Below are 20,297 nucleotides of genomic sequence, written 5' to 3' on the forward strand. Positions count from 1 at the left end.
CTCACTCGAGGTCTTAATCAATGTAAATTCCCCTCTTCGTAGAAGTGAGAGGGTGAAATGTTCTTCTTCCCGGAGGTTCTTGATGACTGTTGCTGCTAGCGCCCCCACCGGATGCTCTCCTGCGGCGGTGAAAAGCCAGGCGCCCTCCATGGCGGCTAGAATGACGTTGATTATGGAGGCGTTTGAGCCTTTTAACGCAAAATTCCTACTGGACGAAATTACCGAGCGGACCAAGCTTCCACGTTCGACAACGCATCGCATTCTTGATCAGCTTGTCCAGTTTGGCTGGGTTGAACACACGCCGGAGGGGTACGGCATGGGCTGGCGAACGATGAAGTATCGCAGCCACGACTCCGTCAATGGTCGAATCCGAGCCGAGTCGGCACCACTGCTCCATGAGCTGCAAATGCGTACGGGAATGGTGGTGCACTTGGCCGTCTTGGACGGATTGAATATTCACTATCTGGATAAGCTCGGCGGTCGTGCGGCGGTTTCTGTCCCATCACGTGTCGGCGGCAGCAACTCGGCCCATGGAACGGCGCTTGGAAAATCAATGCTTGCATGGATGGACCCCGAGGACCTCGATGAACTGTACAAAGACGGGTTGCCGCAGACCACCCAGAACACCATTAAAGATCCTCAAATGTTATATGCCGAGCTGAGTCGCATCAGGCGCCGTGGAGGGCTGGCCTACGAATCTGGCGAAAGTTTCGACGGCGTTGCCTGTGTGGCCGCATCTATTCGTGATCGCCACGAACCGCTGGCCAGTATCTCACTGGTGGGCCGGACGCAGGATCCCCTTGAGCGAATGGCTCCGTTGGTCCTCGATGCTGCACGGCGGGTGTCCGAAGCGTTGCTGATCCGCGCGTGACTCTTTGAGGTGTGGCCGGTCCCTGCGGCGTTCACTATACGAGCCATCACGCTATGACGCGGATTTCTGCCCGAGTTGAGCAGATGGCATGCGGACGTCTGGTCGGTAACGTGGGAAGCATCTTAAAAAATGCGAAATCTCAGCCAACGAATATGAAGGCTGCGACTTGATGTTCCAGCGCCCGGTGATGGAAGGTGACGGGGCCGTCGCTCTCAGCGTGCTTGATCCACAGGCGTTCTTGGTCATGGGCCCCACGAAAGGCGACAGGCCGGCAGCTTGGCGCGCGGCACTGAGCGTCGCCATCCCCTTGCTGGCAATCGTCTGGTTGGACCTGGTGGTTTTACAGTTTTCGACGCCTATGCCGGCAGGCAAGCAGGACCAAACCGCGCCAGCTGCGGGGCATCGGCAAGGGCAGGCCGCAGTGCTGCTCGTGGGCGGGCCCTATTGATGGCTAAGTGCATAGCCTTGATGCCTCGTTTCCTGAAAAGAAACCAGACCCACGAGGCTGGTATTGGACTTTTTCTGCCATATTTTTGGTGGTTACAGCGCTCGGTTCAATATAGGGATCTGCCCCGGAGCCATTCGGCTCCGGGGCAGATCCCTGACGTAACTTCTGCCTAACCGTGGATCCCGGCCCCCGCTTTTCGGGGATGAGGGGTTACCTGTGAATCCGGGCTATCCGCAATCAAGAACGCGGAACCGGTCTTCAGCCAGGATTATTTTCCGTCGCGCACGCGCTGGGCAAAGTTCTGCACATGTTCTAGCAGGACGCCGATGCGCCGGGTGGCCTCCGCCTCGCGGTCGAAGCCCCGGTAGGGCAGGGACTTCAAGGTACGGACATTTGTCGGGCATTCGAAGTTCGCGCACACCAGCAGGCCAATGGTGTCACCATCCCGGCCTGCCTGTCCGCCGGCCTTGGCGTTGAAAAACACCACGTCGTTGGGCAGATCGACGTCCTCACACCATGAACACTGGGGCCTAGAGCGGGTGTTGCCCTCGGCCTTGCGGAACATGATCCCGACCGGTTCCTCGTCTAGGACCGTGACGACGTAGCCAACCAAGGGAAGTTTGGCATCGCGCCAGCCCAGGAATTCGAGGTTTTCCCAGTCCGCGGTGTCGAAGTGTGCCGGGAGAGTGATGGCCTTACGCTCGCGCAGCGAGGCGTTGATGAAAGATGAACGGATTTGTTTTTCGGTCAGTGGAAGCATGAACGATCGTCGCCTAAGTGTCCCGCCCCAAGGTCGATACGACGGCAGGGGGCATGATTCGGGTGGTGGGAAATGATCCGCGGAAGCGGGTCGGGCGCACAAACGCCAGATACCGGGCTGCGGAAGTGGGTGCGCTGAGGGCGCACTAAAAACCATCGGAAGCGGACGGGGCTATCTCGAGCCGGCGAAAGAGACGCCGGCTACCTCCGAACGCCCTCGGGGCAGCTGGGCTGGGATCAAAATGGACACGGAAAAAGTATACGCCCACCTGCAAGGTGCGCTGCTGGCCGCGATCAGTCCCGTAGTAGGCTCCGCAACGGGGTCCAGCCAACCGGCAGTGGACCACGCAGGTCGGCCCGTTGCCGATCTCTAAGTGCCGACCAGCCTTGAGCGGCACCGGCATCGGCTTCCCCAACGGCTCCTCGGGCTACTCGAAACCCAACGTCCTCAAGCACGGCATCCGGTGCGCTGCCCCGGCGGACCGAGGCCCGGCAGCTCCAGGATTTGTCGTCCCAGCCGCCGCCGCGCAAGGAGCGGTAGCTTCCGTAGCGTGCGGTGTCCGCATAGTCCCAGCACCATTCCCAGACATTGCCGATCATGTCGTGTAAGCCGAAGGCGTTGGCCGCCTTGAGCCCGACATTCTGCGGGCCCTGAAGCGCATCGGCCGCGGTCCAGGCGATGTCCGCCAACGCGCCATGGGCGGGAGTGCCGGTGCCGGCGCGGGCAGCGAATTCCCACTCGGCTTCCGTGGGGAGCCGGTAGCCCTCGGAGGCAACATTCCACGAAACCTGATCCTCGCCGATTTCATAGGCGGGTTCCAGGCCGCCGACCGCAGAAGCTTCGTTGCACCAGGACACCGCCTCGAACCAGGTCACCGGATGTGTCGGATTCTGCCTTCGGGCGTCAGCGGGGAGGTTTCTGCCCGGGATCTGCGCCCATTGTGCGTTCGTGACTTGCGTGCGACCGATGTGAAAGGTCCGCAGATCCACCTCGCGCACCGTCTGTGAACGCGCGTCGCGCTGTTGAATGCTTCCGGACGGAATCGAGATGAGAGAGATCTCCATGTAGCGATCATGCCCCATGACGCCGCATGGCTGGGACAACAGCGGCAGTTGGGAGGCCTTGTGCGCACATCTGGAGGGGTCTATGACGGGTCGAACCTTTCGCCACGGGTGGTGTGGCGGGGTTGCTTCGATCGTCGGTTACGGCGCGGGTCCATACCAAAGAAGAATTTTTGCTTAGCGGAAGTTCGCGTGATGCGCGGCGGATCCGGTCCGTGCAGCCGCCCAAGCCGTGCGGAGAAAGTGATCGGACGCGCGGCCATGCGATGACTTCCTGATGCGAGACACTTCTTGACAGTGAGTCAGGCCACTCGGTACAGTTCTCATAGAGCAATAAACATATTCCACGATATGAAAATCGAAATCATGAAGGAGTCGAAGATGACCTACACCGTCAACTGTTCAATTTTGTTCACTGAGCTGCCCCTACTTGAGCGTGCCGTAGCGGCCAAGGCCGCAGGCTTCGACAGCGTTGAATTCTGGTGGCCCTTTGCCACCGCTGTACCTGCGGATTCCGAGGTCGAGGCCTTCATCGCATCGATCAGGGATGCGGGCGTGAGGCTCGATGGTCTGAACTTCTTCGCCGGTGATATGGCCGGCGGAGACCGCGGCCTGGTTTCCTGGGTCGGGCGCGAATCTGAGTTCCTCGCCAACATCGATGTGGTTACCGCCATCGGCGAGGCCACCGGCTGCAAGGGCTTCAACGCCCTCTACGGCAACCGCCAGTCGGGCGTCGATGGCCAGGCGCAGGACAAGCTGGCAATCTCCAACCTCGTCGCGGCAGCCAAGGGCGTCGAGCGCATCGGCGGCACCGTGCTGCTCGAACCGATCTCGGGCTCCGCGGACTACCCGCTGAAGACTTCCGCAGATGCCTTCTTCGTGCTGGAGAAGGTCCACGTGGCAGGCGCCTCCAACATCAAGCTGCTCGCGGACTTCTACCACCTGGCCGTGAACGGTGAGGATGTGGCCGCACTCATCGAGGGTCACGCCCATGAATTCGGGCACGTCCAGATCGCCGACGATCCAGGACGCGGAGCCCCGGGCACCGGAACCCTGCCGCTGGGCGAATGGGTCACCCGCACCCGCGAGCTCGGCTACTCCGGCGGAGTCGCCCTGGAATACAAGGCCGCGCAGGCGCAGGCCTTCACTTGGCTCATCCGCCAACCCGCCTAACCCGCACCCCCTTCCGGGCCACCCGTGCCCACGCCCCCCCGCACACACCAATTTTCAGGAGCACGGCATGTCGAACACGCAAAAAATCGCATTCATCGGCCTGGGCATCATGGGCCTGCCCATGGCCATTAACCTGTCCAAGGCCGGCTTCGAGGTCACCGGCTATAACCGCAGCCCGGAAAAGACCACGGAACTGGTTGCCGCCGGCGGCAAGGGCGCAGGATCTATCCCGGAGGCGGTGGCCGACGCCGACGTCGTGATCACCATGGTCCCGGACTCCGCCGACGTCGAAGCCGTAGTCACCGGCGAAGCGGGCGTCTTCGCCCACGCCAAGGACGGCGCCCTATGGATCGATAACTCCTCGATCCGCCCCGACGTGGCAGCGCGATTGTCCCTCGAGGCCGCCGCCGCGGGCCTGCGCCCGCTTGATGCCCCGGTCTCCGGAGGCGAGGCCGGCGCCATCGGCGGCGTTCTATCCATCATGGTCGGTGGCGAACCGGGCGACTTCGCCGACGCCGAGGCAGTCTTCAACGCCGTAGGCAAGACCATCGTCCTGGTCGGTCCCGCCGGCTCCGGGCAGACCGTCAAAGCAGCCAACCAGCTCATCGTCGCGGCCAACATCCAGGCGCTCTCCGAGGCAGTGGTCTTCCTCGAGGCCTACGGCGTGGACACCGACGCCGCACTCACGGTCCTGGGCGGCGGGCTGGCAGGATCCAAGGTCCTGGAGCAGAAGGGCCAAAAGATCCTCGAGCGCTCCTTCGAGCCCGGTTTCCGCTTGGCCCTGCACCACAAGGACATGGGCATCGTGACCTCCGCGGCCCGTGAGGCAGGGGTTGTACTTCCGCTCGGCGCACTGGTCGCCCAGCTCGTGGCCTCCACCGTGGCCAGCGGCGACGGCGCCCTGGACCACTCCGGACTCTTCCGCGGCGTACAACGCCTCAGCGGATCCGCCGAGGCACCGGCCGAACCCGTGGCCGCCACCTAACCCCTGCTAGACCGGCATCGAGAACCCGGCGCGCATCAACCGCGCACCCCGGGCCCGCCGCCGACACCCGACGGAATTGCACCAGGCACCCGCCCGCGCGCATCCGCACCCACTTCATCCCCATCCCCCCAGCCAGACATCGCGTGTCGGGCCCCGGGAGCGAAACAAGGAGCCTGACCCCATGGCAAAGATGCGCGTTGTAGATGCAATTGTCTTGATTTTGGAAAAAGAAGACGCCACCGAGGCCTTCGGGCTGCCCGGGGCGGCCATCAACCCCCTGTACTCGGCCATGCAGCGCCGTGGAACCATCCGCCACACGCTGGCCCGCCACGTCGAGGGTGCAAGCCACATGGCCGACGGCTACTCCCGTGCCACCGGCAAGATCGGGTTGTGCCTGGGCACCTCGGGCCCGGCCGGCACCGACATGATCACCGGCCTCTACGCCGCGATCGCCGATTCGATCCCGATGCTCTGCATCACCGGACAGGCGCCGACCGACAAGCTGCACAAGGAAGACTTCCAGGCCGTGGACATCGAGTCCATCGCCAAGCCGGTCACCAAGTACGCGGTCACCATCCTGGAACCCGGTCTGGTCCCCGGCACCTTCGCCAAGGCCTTCCAGATCATGCGCTCGGCACGCCCCGGCCCGGTCCTGCTGGATTTGCCGATCAACGTGCAGATGGCGACGATCGAGTTCGACATCGACGCCTACGAGCCGCTGACCCCGGATAAGCCCGCGGCAACCCGCGGCCAGGCGGAGAAGGTCCTGGACCTGCTGGTCGCCTCAAAACACCCGATGATCATTGCCGGTGGCGGGATCATCAACGCCAACGCCTCGGACAAGCTCGTGGAACTGGCCGAACTGCTGAACATCCCGGTCTCCCCGACCCTGATGGGCTGGGGCACGATTCCCGATGACCACCGCCTGCAGTCGGGCATGGTCGGCATCCAGACCCACACCCGCTACGGCAACGTCTCGTTCTTGGCCTCCGACTTCGTGCTGGGCCTGGGCAACCGCTGGGCCAACCGCCACACCGGCGGCCTGGACACTTACCGCAAGGGCCGCACCTTTGTGCACATCGACATCGAGGGAACTCAGATCGGCCGGGTCTTCTCCCCGGATTTGGGCATCATCTCCGACGCCGGGGCAGCCATTGACCAGCTGCTGGCCGCCGCCCGCGACCGCCAGGCCGCAGGCACCCTGCCCGACTACTCGGTGTGGGCCGGTCAGTGCACCGCACGCAAGGGCACGCTGCACCGCAAGACCAACTTTGAGAACGTGCCGATCAAGCCGCAGCGCGTCTACCAAGAAATGAACGCAGCCTTCGGCAAGGACACCACCTACGTCTCCACCATCGGCCTGTCGCAGATCGCCGGCGCGCAAATGCTGCATGTCTACGGCCCGCGGCAGTGGATCAACGCCGGACAGGCCGGCCCGCTGGGCTGGACCGGGCCCGCGGCCCTGGGCGTGGTGCGCGGCAAGCCGAACTCCACCGTTGTCGCCCTCTCGGGCGACTACGACTTCCAGTTCATGATCGAGGAGCTGGCCGTGGGCGCTCAGTTCAAGCTGCCCTACATCCACGTGGTGGTCAACAACTCCTACCTGGGGTTGATCCGCCAATCGCAGCGCCCCTTCGAGATGGATTTCCACGTCTCGCTGGGCTTCGAGAACATCAACTCCCCGGAGACCAACGGCTACGGCGTGGACCACGTCAAGGTCGCCGAGGGTCTGGGCTGCAAGGCCGTGCGCGTCGAAGACCCCTCCAAGCTCGCCGAGGGCTTTGCGCAGGCCGGGAAGCTGGCCGCCGAGTTCCAGGTGCCCGTGGTCGTCGAGGTCATCTTGGAGCGTGTGACAAACATCGCCATGGGTGCTGAACTTGATGCAGTCAACGAATTCGAGGACCTGGCCGACGCCGCGGCTGACGCACCCACGGCGCTGACTCCGCTGAAAGCGACGCGCGAACTCCACGCCGGCGCATCGGTCTAGCCACCAAAGGGTAGGAAAGGACATCTCATGCTGATCGTTGTGGCACCGGATAAATTCAAGGGCACCCTCACGGGCGCCGAAGTCGCCGCCGCGATCAGCGCCGGGGTGCGCCAGGCGCTGCCCGAAGCGCGCATCGTGACGGTCCCGGTCGCCGATGGTGGCGAGGGCACCTTGGCCGCCGCCCTCGAATGCGGTTTTGCCCAGCACCACGGAACCGTCGCCGGTCCCACCGGCGAGCCGGTGCGTGCGGCCTTCGGGCTCAAGGGCGTCACCGCCATCGTGGAAATGGCCGAGGCCTCGGGCCTGGACCAGCTTCCCGGCGGGGTCAAGGACGCGCTGGGTGCCAGCAGCTTCGGCACCGGGCAACTAATCTCCGCGGCCCTTGAGGCGGGGGCCACCGAGATCATCATGGGGGTGGGCGGAAGCGCCTGCACCGACGGCGGTGCGGGCATGCTCCAGGCCCTCGGCGCACGGTTGCACGACGGCGCGGGCCACGAACTTCCCCGCGGTGGAGGAGCCTTGTCCCAGATCCACGCCGTGGACCTGGCGGGGCTCGACGCGCGCCTGGGCGACACCGCCTTCACGCTGGCCGCCGATGTGGAAAACCCGCTGACCGGACCGAACGGTGCGGCCGTCGTTTTCGGCCCACAAAAGGGCGCAACCCAAGCACAGGTCGAGGCACTCGATGCGGGGCTGGGACGCTTCGCCCAGGCCCTGGGTGCACAGCTTGGTGCACCACGGATTTCCGGCATCGCACAATCCCCGGGCGCCGGTGCCGCAGGGGGCGTCGGCTTCGCCGCACTGGCGGTGCTGGGTGCGATCCGGCGCCGCGGCATCGACGTGGTGCTGGAACTGACCGGCCTCGAGGCGGCGCTGGAGGGCGCGGCCGCGGTGTTCACCGGCGAGGGCAGCCTGGATACCCAGTCGCTGGACGGCAAGACCCCGGTGGGCGTGGCCCAACTGGCCGCAGCCCACGGCATCTCCGTCTACGCCATTTGTGGACGAAACCAACTTTCCACCGAGCAGGCAGCGAATGCGGGATTCACCGCGGTACGCTCGCTGCTCGAGCTGGAGCACGATGTTGCCCGTTGCCTGAGGGAGGGTGGACCCCTCGTGCAACGGGCGGCAACCCAACTGGCCTCAGAATTCCTGGCAGCCGCAGCAGCAACGCCCTGACCGGGGCACGGAACAGCTTCCCCACCACCTAATGAACCCAAGAGACGTAAGGACGCGACCATGGGCAACATCGAACTTACCAAGGCAGGCACACCGGCCACGGAAAACACCGCAGGCACCGACTTCGACCTGGTGATCCGCGGCGAGCGGATCCTCACCGGCGCCGGGACCGTCGCGCGCGAAATCGGCATCCGCGACGGCAAGATCGTGGCCATCGAACCGCTGGGCAACAATCTGTCCGGTGCGCAGTTGATCGAGCTCAGTGCCGAAGAGGTGCTGATTCCCGGGCTGGTCGACACCCACGTGCACGTCAACGAGCCGGGCCGCACCGAATGGGAGGGTTTCGAATCGGCCACCAAGGCCGCGGCGGCCGGGGGAGTGACCACCATCGTGGACATGCCGCTGAACTCCATCCCGCCCACGGTCAACGTCGAGGCGCTGGAACTCAAGCAGGACGCGGCCCGCCCCAAGGCCTTCGTGGACGTCGGATTCTGGGGCGGTGCCATTCCGGGGAACAAGAAAGACCTGCGTGAACTCCACGATGCCGGGGTGTTCGGTTTCAAATGCTTCCTGCTGCACTCCGGCGTCGAAGAATTCCCGTACCTGGAACCCGACGAGATGGAAGAGGATATGACCGAGATCGTGTCCTTCAACTCGATGATGCTCGTGCACGCCGAAGACTCCCGGGCCATCGATCGCGCACCGAACGCCGAGGGCGACCACTACGACAGGTTCCTGGCCTCCCGTCCACGCGGGGCCGAGAACGTCGCGGTGGCCGAGGTCATCGAACGCGCCCGCTGGACCGGGGCCCGCGCCCACATTCTGCACCTGTCCTCCTCCGACGCGCTGCCGATGATCGAATCGGCCAAGCGCGACGGGGTGAAGCTGACGGTGGAGACTTGCCCGCACTACCTCACCCTGCTGGCCGAAGAAATCCCCAACGGCGCCACGGCCTTCAAATGCTGCCCGCCGATCCGCGAGGCCTCCAACCGGGAACTGCTCTGGAAGGGCCTGCAGGACGGGATCATCGATTCGATCGTCTCGGATCACTCACCCTCCACCTTGGATCTGAAGGACATCGAGAACGGCGACTTCGGCGTCGCCTGGGGCGGGGTTGCCTCCCTCCAGCTGGGCCTGGCGTTGATCTGGACCGAGGCCAAGCGCCGCGACATCACGCTCGAAACGGTGCTGGGCTGGATGTCAGCCCGGCCGGCGGAAATCGCCGGGCTGTCCCACAAGGGTGCTATCGCGCTGGGCAACGATGCGGACTTCGCCTTCTTCGGTCCCGAGGACAGCTTCGTGGTCGACGTGGACAAGCTGCACCACAAGAACCCGATCTCCCCGTACCAGGGCAAGGTTCTGGCCGGCAAGGTCCGGCGCACCTTCGTGCGCGGCACCGAGGTCGACTTCAAGACCCCGCACGGCAACCTCATCCGCCGGGGCGAGGCCTAGGAGCCACCCCGCCATAAATTTCCGGGCCGCCACGGCTCCCTCGCATATGGCAGCAACGTTGTCTCTTTGGTCAGTGAACGCGTTGGTTGCTCGATGTCTGGGTGTCGCGGCGGCCCGGTTCACTGTGCTCACGAGGCTTTACCCGCCCCCCCCTCGCTTCATCCAAGCGATTTACTATATGCTGATGGTGCGCGTGATTGTGTCGCGCATCGCACCACGTACGAGGTGGTGCGGATCAGACCACGGGTGCGGGCCCGCTGCCCGCGCGTCGAGAAGGCACATTGCCGTGCCGGGACCGGCGGATAATGGGAAGTTGTGGGCAATGAACTGGAAGCAGGCCAACTTCCTAGGGATGGGGCTCTCGGCGGCGCTGACCGCCGCCGTGATGGCCGTTCTAGTCTCCAACAGGGCCGGCGGGCTGCACGAATTCCGGCTGGTCAACACCCTCTTGCTCGTGGTCTTTTCCTTCGTGATGCTCGCCGCGGTATTCAGCGCGCTGGGCGCGAAGTTCCTGAGCTTTTCCTCGTGCCGGAGCTGCATGCTGGCCGTGGCGATGGCCTGGGGCCTCTCGGTCCCGCTCGCCGCATGGATCAACATGGGTGGGGCGACGGCAGAGGCCTTCGAAGTACTGCCCGGCGACTGGGTCTGGGCTCTGTTACCAGCCCTGCTTTACGCGGCTTCCGTTGCTGGCCTGCAGCTGGCCAACCGCCGCCGCGAAATGCGCGCCGTGTCGGCCTGAAACATTCGTACCCCCGGTTCGCTCAGTGCACCGCGCGGTCAGCTACAGCAGGGTGGAACCCGGTGTTTCGCCGGACGGTGTGCGCCACGAGCGCCTGGATTTCTTCGGGGTCCAGTAGTTGGAAACCATGATCCGACGCTGATCCAGGTCCCAATGCGACAACAATCGACGGATCTCCTGCGTGGCCGAACGCTCACCCAACGCCAAGATCTCCACCTGACCGTGTGCTGCGGGCAGCTCGCGCAGCGCATGGGCCAACATGGTGCTGGTGGCCGAGGGCTCCCCGTCACGGTGAACCCACTGCAACACCATTCCGGCCGGCCGGTCGATGTCGAATTCATCGAGAGTCGAATCAACCTCGAGGATCACCTGGCCGACGGCATCGCGGGGAAGCATCTCCAGGGCCGCGGCGATGGCTGGGATCGCTGACTCATCCCCGACGTAGAGATGCTGGGCAGCGCCGTGATCAGGACGGAATTTTCCCTTGGGTTTGGAAAGCACCAGCGGATCTCCCGGCTTGGCCTCCGCGGCCCACGCACCACCCACGCCTTCGCTCCCGTGCACAAAGAAGTCAATCGAGATCTCCTGTGCCGCCGCGTCGTAGTACCGGATCGTGTAGGAACGGGTGACCGGAAGGTCTTCGCGGGCCAAACGTCCACGCAGCGCGCGCATTTCATAGGGCGGGACCAAACCCAGGGCAGGATTCACGAAGTGCAGCTTCACGTGCTGGTCGGCGGCACCGTTGGATTCGAAGGCGGCAAAATCCGGGCCGCCGACAACCACCCTGACCATGCTGCGACTGAGCCAGTGGACGCGCAGCACCTCCAGCACGATCTGCGAACTGCGTGCCACTGCAGGCGGTGCTTCCGTGAGGCGAGAAGCGCTGCCGGGAGCCTGTCCGGCGGGAAGCGCCGGGGTGAGGGTTTGTGGCGGATGCCTCCTGGCCTTGCGTAGCGCCTTGAGCGCCGCGGTGTAGGCGGCCCGAGCCCCGGCCTTTTCCGCATCCCGCAGTGTTGCCTCACGCAATTCCTTGGAGAGCTTGAGCCCTCCGTGCCTCACCGCGCGCTTCAGCTTCTTTTTGGCTGCCTTGCGGCCGGCCCGGCGCCCGGCCTCCACCGCGGCCTCGAACACGTGGGCGTGCTCGGCGGCCAAGGTCGGGGGAACGACGAGCGGCACGTCCCGATATCCGTGGTGTTTGTGGTGCGACATGGTGACAGCTCTTTTCTGCCGGGTTCGGTGCGGTCGTCCGCCGTATTGACGAGTCTGTCCGTAGGAGCGCGGAGTTACAAGTGGCGGGCTCGGGGGCGTGATGCTTCACCACCCGGTGGCATCAGGCCTGGTCCTTGGCCGGGGTGCATCCGCCCGAGGACCAGTGCGAGGGCCGGCCAGGCGCCGCGGCCCGCGCGGATCCGTGCGTACGCGCGAAGACGCAAGTCCGGATCGTGCAATGGCAGGATCGTGATTCCGGGCCGGTGCGGACGATCGGCAGGTAGCAGCCCCACGCCGAGGCCTGCCAGGATCAGGTCCTCGACCAGATCGAGGCTGTCGGCCTGGTGACGCATGGCAGGTTCGAACCCGGCCATCGAGGCGATCAGCCGGAGCACATCTTCGTCGGCGATATTGCGTGAATTTCCGATCCAATCGCTGTTCTTGAACGCGGTGAACACTCTCGCGGCGGTGGGCGCGCCGCCGGGTCCACCCAAAGCATGAGCTTGAGCGCTGGGGACTCCCAGGCCCCAGGGGGTGCTCCACAAATCCATGGTCTCTACCTCCGAGCCAACCGGATCAGGTGCGAGGTTGTAGTCATAGGTCAGCGCCAGATCAATGTCGTCCACGGCGAGCTTTGCCAGCGCCTCGGCCGGCTCGTGCTCCAAGACCACGATCCCTACCGCGGGGTGATGCTCGGCCAGTTCTTCGATGATGGGCATCAACGTGGAGCGGATCGCCGTGGCAAATCCGGCGACCCGCAACGTTCCCGTCGGTTCGGCCGCTGGATCCAGATCAAGTCGGGCGGCATCCACGGCCGCCAGGATCCCGCGCGCGTGCTCGGCCAGCCGGAGCCCTGCAGGGGTGAGGCGGACCCCGCGTCCGTCGGGTTCCAGCAACCTCGTTCCGGTCTCCGCAGAGAGCGCGGCGATCTGCTGGGAGACGGTAGAGGTTGTGGTTCCCAGCACATCTGCGACGGCACGCATCGAACCCATGCGTGAGAGTTCGTAGAGGTATTGCAGACGGCGTGTATCCATAACCACCATTGTGCAGGAATCCTGAACGGTATGTTGATAATTCTCGCGTGGACGTGAACGGCGATGTTCGGGTCTACTGGAAAACATGAGCCAAGCACCCGTACCCGCCGCGAATTCTGCCTCCATCGGATCGATGATGGCTTTTGCCGCGATGGGATGCGTCCAACTGGGGTTAGCCGCGTCGATCGGGTTGGCCGGTTCCCTGGGATCCGAGGGGGTCGCCTGGCTGCGCCTGGCCTGGGCCGCAGTGATCCTGGTGGCCTTCGCCCGACCCTGGAAATTGAAGTTCACCCGATTCACGCTGGGGATCTGCGCACTGCTGGGCCTGGCCACGGCAGGCATGACGCTGGGTTTCATGAAGGCCGTGGAAACCATTGACTTGGGCACCGCGAGCGCGTTGGAGTTCATGGGTCCGCTGGCAGTGGCCATCATCCAAGGTCGGGGCGCCGGACGCTGGTGGGCGCTGGTCGCTGCCGCCGGAGTTCTAGGATTGACCGAACCATGGAACGCTGCGGCCGATCTGCGGGGTGTACTTTTTGCGCTGGGCGGCGCTGTTTGCTGGGCCGTCTATGTGCTGCTGACCCAGCGCGCCGGGGATGCCATCGATGGCATCGGCGCCCTGGCCATTTCCATGCCCGTCGCGGCCCTGGCCGCGACATTGGTAGTGGGCCCTGGCGTGATCGGACGGATGGACGTGCAGGTGCTGGCCATCGGGTTCGCACTGGCGCTGCTGCTACCGGTAATTCCGTTCAGCCTCGAACTTCTGGCATTGCGGCGGCTGACCACGGCGGCCTTTGGCACGCTGATGTGCCTGGAACCGGCTATTGCCATGATCGTCGGGCTCTTGATCCTGCACCAGATTCCGCGGCCGGCTGCGGTTGTTGGCATCGTATTGGTGATCATTGCGGGCATCGGCGCCACGCGCACGGGACGACGCGAACCCATCAAGCCCCTGCCCACTGCAGACGGGCCTGAATTGTCCCTCGACGGGACAGCGGAAATCCGAGGGTAACTTACGCACCCATGCCGAAGCCCGCCTAAAGCGACGGAAGCGCGCCCGAGGCCCAAGACCGAAACGTGGGGGACGAATCGGATGCTTGGAACCCGTGCGGACGCGCTCCCTCCACCTAGTATCCGCATAGCGGGGCCGCCCACGGAGTGTTGCTGCTGATCTGTGGAGAACCCTGTGGATTACCGGAGCGATCATGTGGGAATCTGTACGGCAGCACGTATCTCCGCGGGCGGAACGCTCTTGGACCTACGCCTTGGAATCTTTCTCGTACTCGGCTTGTCCCGCGGCGTCCAGGGCCGCAAACGTGCTCTCGTCCAGGTGCAGGTCGGCGGCGGCGAGGTTTTCTTCCAGGTGCTTCACCGAGGAGGTCCCGGGGATTGGGAGCATGACCGGCGAACGCTGCAGCAGCCAGGCGAGGGCGACCTGGGAAGCTGTTGCGCCCAGGGCTTCCGCGGCCTCGTGAACGATTCCGCCCGGGGCAGCCAGCGCGCCAGCGGAAATCGGTGCCCAAGGGATGAAGGCAATGCCGTTGGCCTCGGCATACTCCAGCACATCCGCCGACGAACGGTCGGTGAGGTTGTAACGATTTTGGACACTGGCCACGGTGAAGTGGGTTGCCGCCGTTTCCAGCTCCGCGACGGAGACCTGCGAAAGTCCCAGTGCGCGGACCTTGCCCTCATCCTGCAGCTGGCGCATGACGCCAAACTGCTCCTCGGCCGGCACCTTGGTATCGATGCGGTGGAGCTGGAACAAATCAAGGGTGTCGACCTTGAGTTTGCGCAGGCTCAGTTCCACTTGCTGGCGGAGGTACTCGGGACGACCCAACGGCACCCACTGGCGCGGTCCGGTGCGTGCCTGTCCGGCTTTGGTGCCCACGCGCAGCCCCGATGCGTAGGGGTGCAAGGCTTCGGCGATCAGCTGCTCTGAGACATCGGGTCCGTAGGAGTCCGCGGTGTCGATGAAATCGACTCCCAGTTCCACCGCACGCCGCAGCGTGGCAAGTGCCGCTGGGCGGTCGGCCGGTTCACCCCAGATGCCTTCTCCGGTGATGCGCATGGCGCCGAAGCCCAGGCGTTTAACGGTCCCGAGGTCCTTGATATCGATGGTGGTCGGGTGCGAATCTTGTGTGTTCTGGGTCATGTTCTGGCCAACCGGGAAGCTGCAGAAATTATTCCAGTGATGTGCCGGGTGCGGCCGAACGCCACCTCCGGCCTCGTCTAGCCGCAGGTACCTGGTCCCTCAGGGGCCGGGGGTGCTGCCTTCGTGAGCGGCGGTGAGCAGTTCGGTGAGATTCGCCGCGGTGACCTCGCGCGGATTGTTGGTGGGGATGGCCGGCAGGATCAGTGAGACTGCCTCGGGAATGTCCTGCGTCGTGAATCCGTAGTCCTTCAACGCCCGCGGGGCATCCAGTCGTTTCCGCAGTGCGTTCAGCCCGCCTATCGCCGTGTCGGTTCCAAGCGCGGAGGCGATCCGGGCTTCGGCGACAGGTGCCTGGGGCGCATTAAACGCGAGTACGTAGGGCAGCACCGTGGCATGGGTCTGGGCGTGGGGCAGATTCCAGGTTCCGCCCAATACATGGCAGATCTTGTGGTGCATCCCGGAGCCAGCCGAGGCGAAGGCAACCGCCGAGAGGTAGGCGCCATAGAGTGCCTGCTCGCGTCCCTCGAGCCCTGCGGGCTCCTCGACGATGGCCGGCAGCCCGGTGGCCAGGGCGCGGATGCCCTCGGCGGCTAGCGCGCCGTTGATCGGATCAGCCCGGGGGCCCCAGAGCGAATCGATGCAGTGGGCCATCGCGTTCAAGCCGGAGGCCACCGAGAGACCGACGGGCAAGTTGCGGCTGAGCTCGGCATCATAGATGACGGTGGCCGGCAGCACGACGGCATCAACACCCGTGGACTTGCGTCCATTTTCGGTCAGGCCCCAGACGTTGGTGGCCTCGGATCCCGCATAGGTGGTGGGGATGGCGATGATGGGCAGCGCGGTATCCAGCGCGATGGCCTTGGCCAGACCCACGGCCGACCCGCCACCGAGGCACACCAGCAGGTCGACGGCGTTCTCCCGGGCCGCGGCGCGGGCCCGCTCGGCGCTTTCGGCCGGCACGTGCTGGACGATGTCTGAATAGTGCAGGGCCACGGGGAGCTGCGCGCTCAAGTCTGCGGCAGTGTCCGCATCGCGCCGGCCGGCGATCACCATCACCCGGGAGGCGCCGAACCGCGCGATCTCGTCGGCCAAATACTCGGCGGCCCGCCCGGTACCGAAGTGCACCCGCTGGGGCAGGGTGTCGTGGCTGAAGTGCAGTCCCATGGTCACGGTCCTTGATTCGGTGTCCCGGGCGGAACGGGGCAGATGGCGCTGAAGCACACGCTACCGGAAATGCCAGTGGTCCCCGACCCTGGGAACGTCTTGTTCCTCGGGGACGGCGACCACTGTGTTGTGCGGGGGATCGGCTAGAGGGCCGATTCGTTCAACTTGGCCAACAGGCCGGTGAAGCGGCGGACCTCGCCCGGTTCCCATTCGGCAAGCTTGTCGTGCAGCACCCGACGGGCATCGGCCAGGTTCGCGTTGAAGCGTTCCCGAGCCTCATCGGTCATGGCCACCAGCAGGGCCCTGCCATCGCGGGGATCGATGCTCCGCACCACCAGGCCCAAGACCTCGAGCTGCTTGATTGTCCGGCTCATCATGGCCTTGTCCACCTCCATGTCCTCGGCCAGGCACCCCTGTTGCCGCGGACCGGAGCGGGATAGCACGGTGAGTACCTTGAACCCCAACGGGGGAAGTTCCGGGTCGATGGCTGCGGCCCGGGCCCGGATGCTGTTGCGTGCATTGACGAACATCATCGCAAATTGCTGCTCGACGTCGTCGATTAACGCCCCCATGACCGCGTCATCGACTCCTGCAGGTTTTACGATCGCGAAGGGATCGGCCACGGCCTCCACCTCAGCTGCGCGCCGGGGTGTTTTTGTCGTCCAGGTGCGGGGTTGCGGCGAGCGCTGCCTCGCTGACCTGGACCAGGTTCGTCTCGGCCGCGTGGAGCTCGGCGTCGGGATCGGATGCTGCTGCAGCCGCGGCGTCGGTCTGCTCACGCTCGTGGCGGGTCTGGGTGCCAAGTTCCAAGTTCGGCATGAACACCACGGCCAGGATGGTCAGCAGGCTCAGTGGGGCGGCGACCATGAAGATGTGGGCCACGGCGTCCCCGTAGGAGGACTCGATGATGGTGCGCACCGAATCCGGCAGGCCGTGCACGGCGGGAATGTTCCCCGCTGCCAGTGACGCTGCCAGGTCCTTGCCCTGTTCGCCTAGTGCGGCAATCGCGGCACCCAGCTCCGCGGACCTCGAGCCCAGGATGTCGGCGATCTTGGTGGCCATCAGCGCACCGAGGACCGAGACGCCGATGGTGCCGCCCAGTGAGCGGAAGAAGGCGATGCCGGAGGAGGCCACACCGATTTCGGCCGGGGTCACCGCGTTCTGCACGATCAGTACCAGGTTCTGCATGACCATGCCCAGGCCTGCACCCAGCAGGAACATGTAGGTGGAGACGAGTACGAAGTTGGTGTCGTAGTGGATGGTGCCCAGCAGGTAGAGCCCGGTGAGCTGCAGCACCGAGCCGGTGACCATGATGGCCTTCCACTTGCCGAACTTGGAGATCAATGCGCCGGCGATGGTGGAGATGATCAGCAGACCGGCCATCATCGGGATGGTCATGAGTCCGGACTGGGTGGCGTTGGCGCCGCGGGCCAGCTGCATGTACTGGGCTAGGAACACCGAGGTGCCGAACATCGAGACGCCCACGGAGATCGAGGCGATCACCGAGAGGGTGAAGGTGCGGTTCTTGAACATGCTCAGCGGGATGATCGGTTCGGAGACCTTGAATTCCACGATCACGAAGCCGATCAGGGCGACGATGGCGCCACCGACCATCCAGGCGGAGGTGGCAGAGATCCATTGGAAGTCGTTGCCGGCCAAGGAAACCCAGATCAGCAGCGCCGAGACGCCTGCAGAGAGCAGCACGATGCCCGCGTAGTCAATGGAGACCTTGCGCTTGGACAGTGCCGGCAGGTGCAGGGTCTTCTGGATCAGGAAGATCGCCAGGGCCGCAAAGGGTAGGGCGATGAAGAAGTTCCAGCGCCAGTTGATGGCGTCGGTGATGAATCCGCCGATCAGCGGTCCGCCCACGGTGCCCAGCGCCATCACGGCGCCGAAGAGCCCCATGTACTTGCCACGCTCGCGCGGGGAGATGATGTCGGCCATGACGATCTGGGTCAGGGCGGTGAGCCCGCCGGCGCCCAGGCCCTGGAACACGCGCATGGTGATGAGCATGCTGGTGTCCTGCGAGAAGCCGGCGATGGCCGAGGCGATCACGAAGATGAGCAGCGAGAGCTGCAGCAGCAGCTTGCGGTTGGCCAGATCGGCCAGCTTGCCCCAGATCGGGGTGGAGACGGTGGTGGCCAGCAGGGTCGCGGTGACCACCCAGGTGTACGAGGTCTGGTCGCCGTTCAGGTCCGAGACGATGACCGGAAGCGAGGTGGATACGACGGTGCCGGCGAGGATCGAGACGAACATGCCCATGAGCAGGCCGGTCAGCGATTGCATCACCTGGCGGTGGGTCATGCCCGTGGAAGACAGGCCCGGTTCCGTCTTGGCGGCGGTGGGGGTTTGGGACAAAGCGGGGCTCCAAAACAAGCGGGAAGATGGTTGACTGATATCAACTATATGGAATTGGTTGTGGTAGCGCAACCAATTTCCGTGTGATGTGTAGCGCGGGCAGACGTGCCACGATGCCTCGAATGGCCGGAGGGCACCTGTCGATGGGCGGGCCTGCCACGAGAATGAAGCAGATGCCGGAGGGTAGTGCTGCGACCGGCACTGCCGGGTTGGGCGGGCTTCCTCCATGCCGAGCTGGCCGCGGATCCCTGGCGGTGGCGTTGAGTGACGTTCGGCCGAAGAACCGGAGATCGAGCGGTACCGGCACGGTGTCCGGAACTCACCCGTCGGTGGGCTTCCGCTGAATGGTTGCCGGGCCCAGCGGGTCAGTCTCCCCAGCGCGTGACGACATCCCATATCTGGAAGGCGCCACCGGATGGTTGCCACAGTGCCCACGAAATATAGTCCCCTGTGCACACTGCCGCTCCGGTGAACCGCTTGTTGCTCACGACCTTGAGCGTGGAGTCCTGCGTGTTGTAGATGTAGCGCTCGCCGGTCGGAACCCCGTCGTAGGACAAGGTCCAGGTCGACCTGGACCCGCAGGTTGCGCTGCCGGCGACAGCGGCGTTGTTGGGGATGGGGAAAGAGGCTACGGAGCCGGACGCGCTGTCCACGACGTAATGGTCACCCCCATAGGAAAAGCCGAACACGGTCCCCTCGGAGTCGAATGCCTCGATCTCCAGGCCGGCCGGCGCCGCCGGGGCCACGTGCAAGAGCTCGACGGGTTCTCCCCCGGGAACCAGCACTGAGATGCCCCTTGCCAAAGAGGTGCCGTCCTCGTTCACGGAGGTGTCCAGGAATGCCACGGTTCCGCCGAAATTCGCCGGCGCATTGGCCGCCTGGTGTTCGACGCGCAGGCTTCCGTGCTCCGCCAGATCCGCCGAAACCACCTGGCCCGCCGCAGCGCCCGACTTGGGATCCTCGATCGGGGTCTGCCAGAACGCGCGGGAGGCGGAAATAACGGGGATCGGCGCCCCGAGCGCCATGGGAGTGTCGTCCGATGCTCCAGCATCGGACGAGGTGGCAAGGACCGAGGCTTTCCCGGTGTCCCGCGGGGCGTTATATATCGTCCACCCTCCCGTAAGTGAGGTGCCGTCTTCGATCTCGGCCCAGACCACGTCGCCCTCGGACACTGCCCCGCCGGTGATGTGGGAGTTGGCACCCAACTGGTGTTTGCCCGGAGTGCGGGTGAGCTCGGTGAATCCGCGATCCACGTACGTACCCACGCTTTCGTGTGATGCCAGGGTGCGGGTTTCCCGTGAGATATCCGCCAATTTCCCAAGCGCCCCGAAGAGAGAACCGTCCGGCCCGAGTGCAAAGGCGGCGAAGGCCTTTCCGTCGCTGGCCAGGTGTGAGGTGTCGTAGAGCTGCTTGAAGTCGACATCTCGGCGCGCCGGGGACGCGTCCTCGAGTGCCCGGCCAATGGCAGTGAAATTGCTGCCGTCGGGCCACTTGAGTCCCGGGACATTGACGGCCTGGGCGTCAGTAGGTGTGGCGGTGGCGGAGTGCGGCGCCACTTTGGGATCATCCACGGTTTCGGTGAGCGTGGTGCAGCCGGAAAGCAGCACCACCAAAGCCACACAGGCGGCAACGGCCGTCGGCCCGTTTCTCTGGATCATCGTCGAACACTCTCCTGGCGGCTGGGATCCTGCTCGTCCATCATTGATCCTTGCCGCTGGCAGGGCGTGG

At 64.8% G+C, this 20,297-nt stretch carries 18 protein-coding genes; 9 read left to right on the forward strand and 9 right to left on the reverse strand.

Annotated elements, in window-relative coordinates:
- Positions 1-160 precede the first annotated feature (160 nt).
- Both ADIAG_RS01255 and ADIAG_RS01260 read left to right on the forward strand, forming a co-directional pair.
- Positions 161-871: an IclR family transcriptional regulator gene (locus ADIAG_RS01255; RefSeq protein ID WP_161623916.1), complete on the forward strand. Its 711-nt coding sequence runs from the start codon at positions 161-163 to the stop codon at positions 869-871.
- A 166-nt stretch (positions 872-1,037) separates the two neighbouring features.
- Positions 1,038-1,319 (forward strand): hypothetical protein, encoded by a 282-nt coding sequence (locus ADIAG_RS01260; protein ID WP_152426004.1) that lies wholly within the window; start codon positions 1,038-1,040, stop codon positions 1,317-1,319.
- 268 nt (positions 1,320-1,587) lie between these two features.
- Here the strand turns inward: ADIAG_RS01260 and ADIAG_RS01265 are convergent, their stop codons facing one another.
- Complete coding sequence (locus ADIAG_RS01265; protein WP_007269470.1) at positions 1,588-2,079, reverse strand: FBP domain-containing protein; 492 nt, start codon at positions 2,077-2,079, stop codon at positions 1,588-1,590.
- A 293-nt stretch (positions 2,080-2,372) separates the two neighbouring features.
- A complete protein-coding gene (locus ADIAG_RS01270; protein ID WP_043472585.1) occupies positions 2,373-3,143 on the reverse strand; it encodes a formylglycine-generating enzyme family protein in 771 nt (256 codons plus the stop codon).
- Positions 3,144-3,521: 378 nt separating this feature from the next.
- Between ADIAG_RS01270 and ADIAG_RS01275 the strand changes: the two genes are divergently transcribed.
- The 6 genes from ADIAG_RS01275 (at position 3,522) to ADIAG_RS01300 (ending at position 10,652) form a co-directional block, all read left to right on the forward strand.
- Entirely contained in the window at positions 3,522-4,313 is a 792-nt protein-coding gene (locus tag ADIAG_RS01275) for a hydroxypyruvate isomerase family protein (RefSeq protein WP_007269473.1), read from the forward strand.
- A 67-nt stretch (positions 4,314-4,380) separates the two neighbouring features.
- Positions 4,381-5,298 carry a 2-hydroxy-3-oxopropionate reductase gene (locus ADIAG_RS01280; RefSeq protein ID WP_007269474.1) on the forward strand — a complete coding sequence of 306 codons (918 nt, stop codon included), beginning with the start codon at positions 4,381-4,383 and terminating at the stop codon, positions 5,296-5,298.
- Positions 5,299-5,479: 181 nt separating this feature from the next.
- Positions 5,480-7,285 (forward strand): glyoxylate carboligase, encoded by a 1,806-nt coding sequence (gene gcl / locus ADIAG_RS01285; RefSeq protein WP_007269475.1) that lies wholly within the window; start codon positions 5,480-5,482, stop codon positions 7,283-7,285.
- Positions 7,286-7,312: 27 nt separating this feature from the next.
- Positions 7,313-8,461, forward strand: a complete 1,149-nt coding sequence (locus ADIAG_RS01290) for a glycerate kinase (protein ID WP_007269476.1) — start codon at positions 7,313-7,315, stop codon at positions 8,459-8,461.
- A gap of 60 nt (positions 8,462-8,521) precedes the next feature.
- A complete protein-coding gene (gene allB / locus ADIAG_RS01295; RefSeq protein WP_007269477.1) occupies positions 8,522-9,913 on the forward strand; it encodes an allantoinase AllB in 1,392 nt (463 codons plus the stop codon).
- Between the two features lie 322 nt (positions 9,914-10,235).
- Positions 10,236-10,652 carry a hypothetical protein gene (locus tag ADIAG_RS01300; protein WP_007269478.1) on the forward strand — a complete coding sequence of 139 codons (417 nt, stop codon included), beginning with the start codon at positions 10,236-10,238 and terminating at the stop codon, positions 10,650-10,652.
- A gap of 42 nt (positions 10,653-10,694) precedes the next feature.
- Here the strand turns inward: ADIAG_RS01300 and ADIAG_RS01305 are convergent, their stop codons facing one another.
- Positions 10,695-11,861 (reverse strand): siderophore-interacting protein, encoded by a 1,167-nt coding sequence (locus ADIAG_RS01305; protein WP_007269479.1) that lies wholly within the window; start codon positions 11,859-11,861, stop codon positions 10,695-10,697.
- A gap of 74 nt (positions 11,862-11,935) precedes the next feature.
- A complete protein-coding gene (locus ADIAG_RS01310) occupies positions 11,936-12,895 on the reverse strand; it encodes a LysR family transcriptional regulator (protein ID WP_043472897.1) in 960 nt (319 codons plus the stop codon).
- Positions 12,896-12,980: 85 nt separating this feature from the next.
- Between ADIAG_RS01310 and ADIAG_RS01315 the strand changes: the two genes are divergently transcribed.
- Positions 12,981-13,907, forward strand: coding sequence for an EamA family transporter (locus ADIAG_RS01315; RefSeq protein WP_051059775.1), 927 nt, complete (start codon positions 12,981-12,983; stop codon positions 13,905-13,907).
- Positions 13,908-14,153: 246 nt separating this feature from the next.
- Here the strand turns inward: ADIAG_RS01315 and ADIAG_RS01320 are convergent, their stop codons facing one another.
- The 5 genes from ADIAG_RS01320 to ADIAG_RS01340 form a co-directional block, all read right to left on the reverse strand.
- Positions 14,154-15,047: an aldo/keto reductase gene (locus ADIAG_RS01320; protein WP_007269482.1), complete on the reverse strand. Its 894-nt coding sequence runs from the start codon at positions 15,045-15,047 to the stop codon at positions 14,154-14,156.
- 99 nt (positions 15,048-15,146) lie between these two features.
- Entirely contained in the window at positions 15,147-16,211 is a 1,065-nt protein-coding gene (locus tag ADIAG_RS01325) for a maleylacetate reductase (protein ID WP_007269483.1), read from the reverse strand.
- Between the two features lie 143 nt (positions 16,212-16,354).
- Positions 16,355-16,834 (reverse strand): MarR family winged helix-turn-helix transcriptional regulator, encoded by a 480-nt coding sequence (locus ADIAG_RS01330; RefSeq protein WP_007269484.1) that lies wholly within the window; start codon positions 16,832-16,834, stop codon positions 16,355-16,357.
- 10 nt (positions 16,835-16,844) lie between these two features.
- Positions 16,845-18,515, reverse strand: coding sequence for an MDR family MFS transporter (locus ADIAG_RS01335; protein ID WP_043472901.1), 1,671 nt, complete (start codon positions 18,513-18,515; stop codon positions 16,845-16,847).
- Positions 18,516-18,934: 419 nt separating this feature from the next.
- The gene (locus ADIAG_RS01340) at positions 18,935-20,227 is read right to left on the reverse strand and encodes a hypothetical protein (protein WP_007269486.1); all 1,293 of its coding nucleotides are present in this window, start codon (positions 20,225-20,227) and stop codon (positions 18,935-18,937) included.
- Between the last annotated feature and the right edge of the window lie 70 nt (positions 20,228-20,297).

Origin of the sequence: Paeniglutamicibacter gangotriensis Lz1y (assembly GCF_000348945.1) — a bacterium.
GTDB classification, from domain to species: Bacteria; Actinomycetota; Actinomycetes; order Actinomycetales; family Micrococcaceae; genus Paeniglutamicibacter; species Paeniglutamicibacter gangotriensis.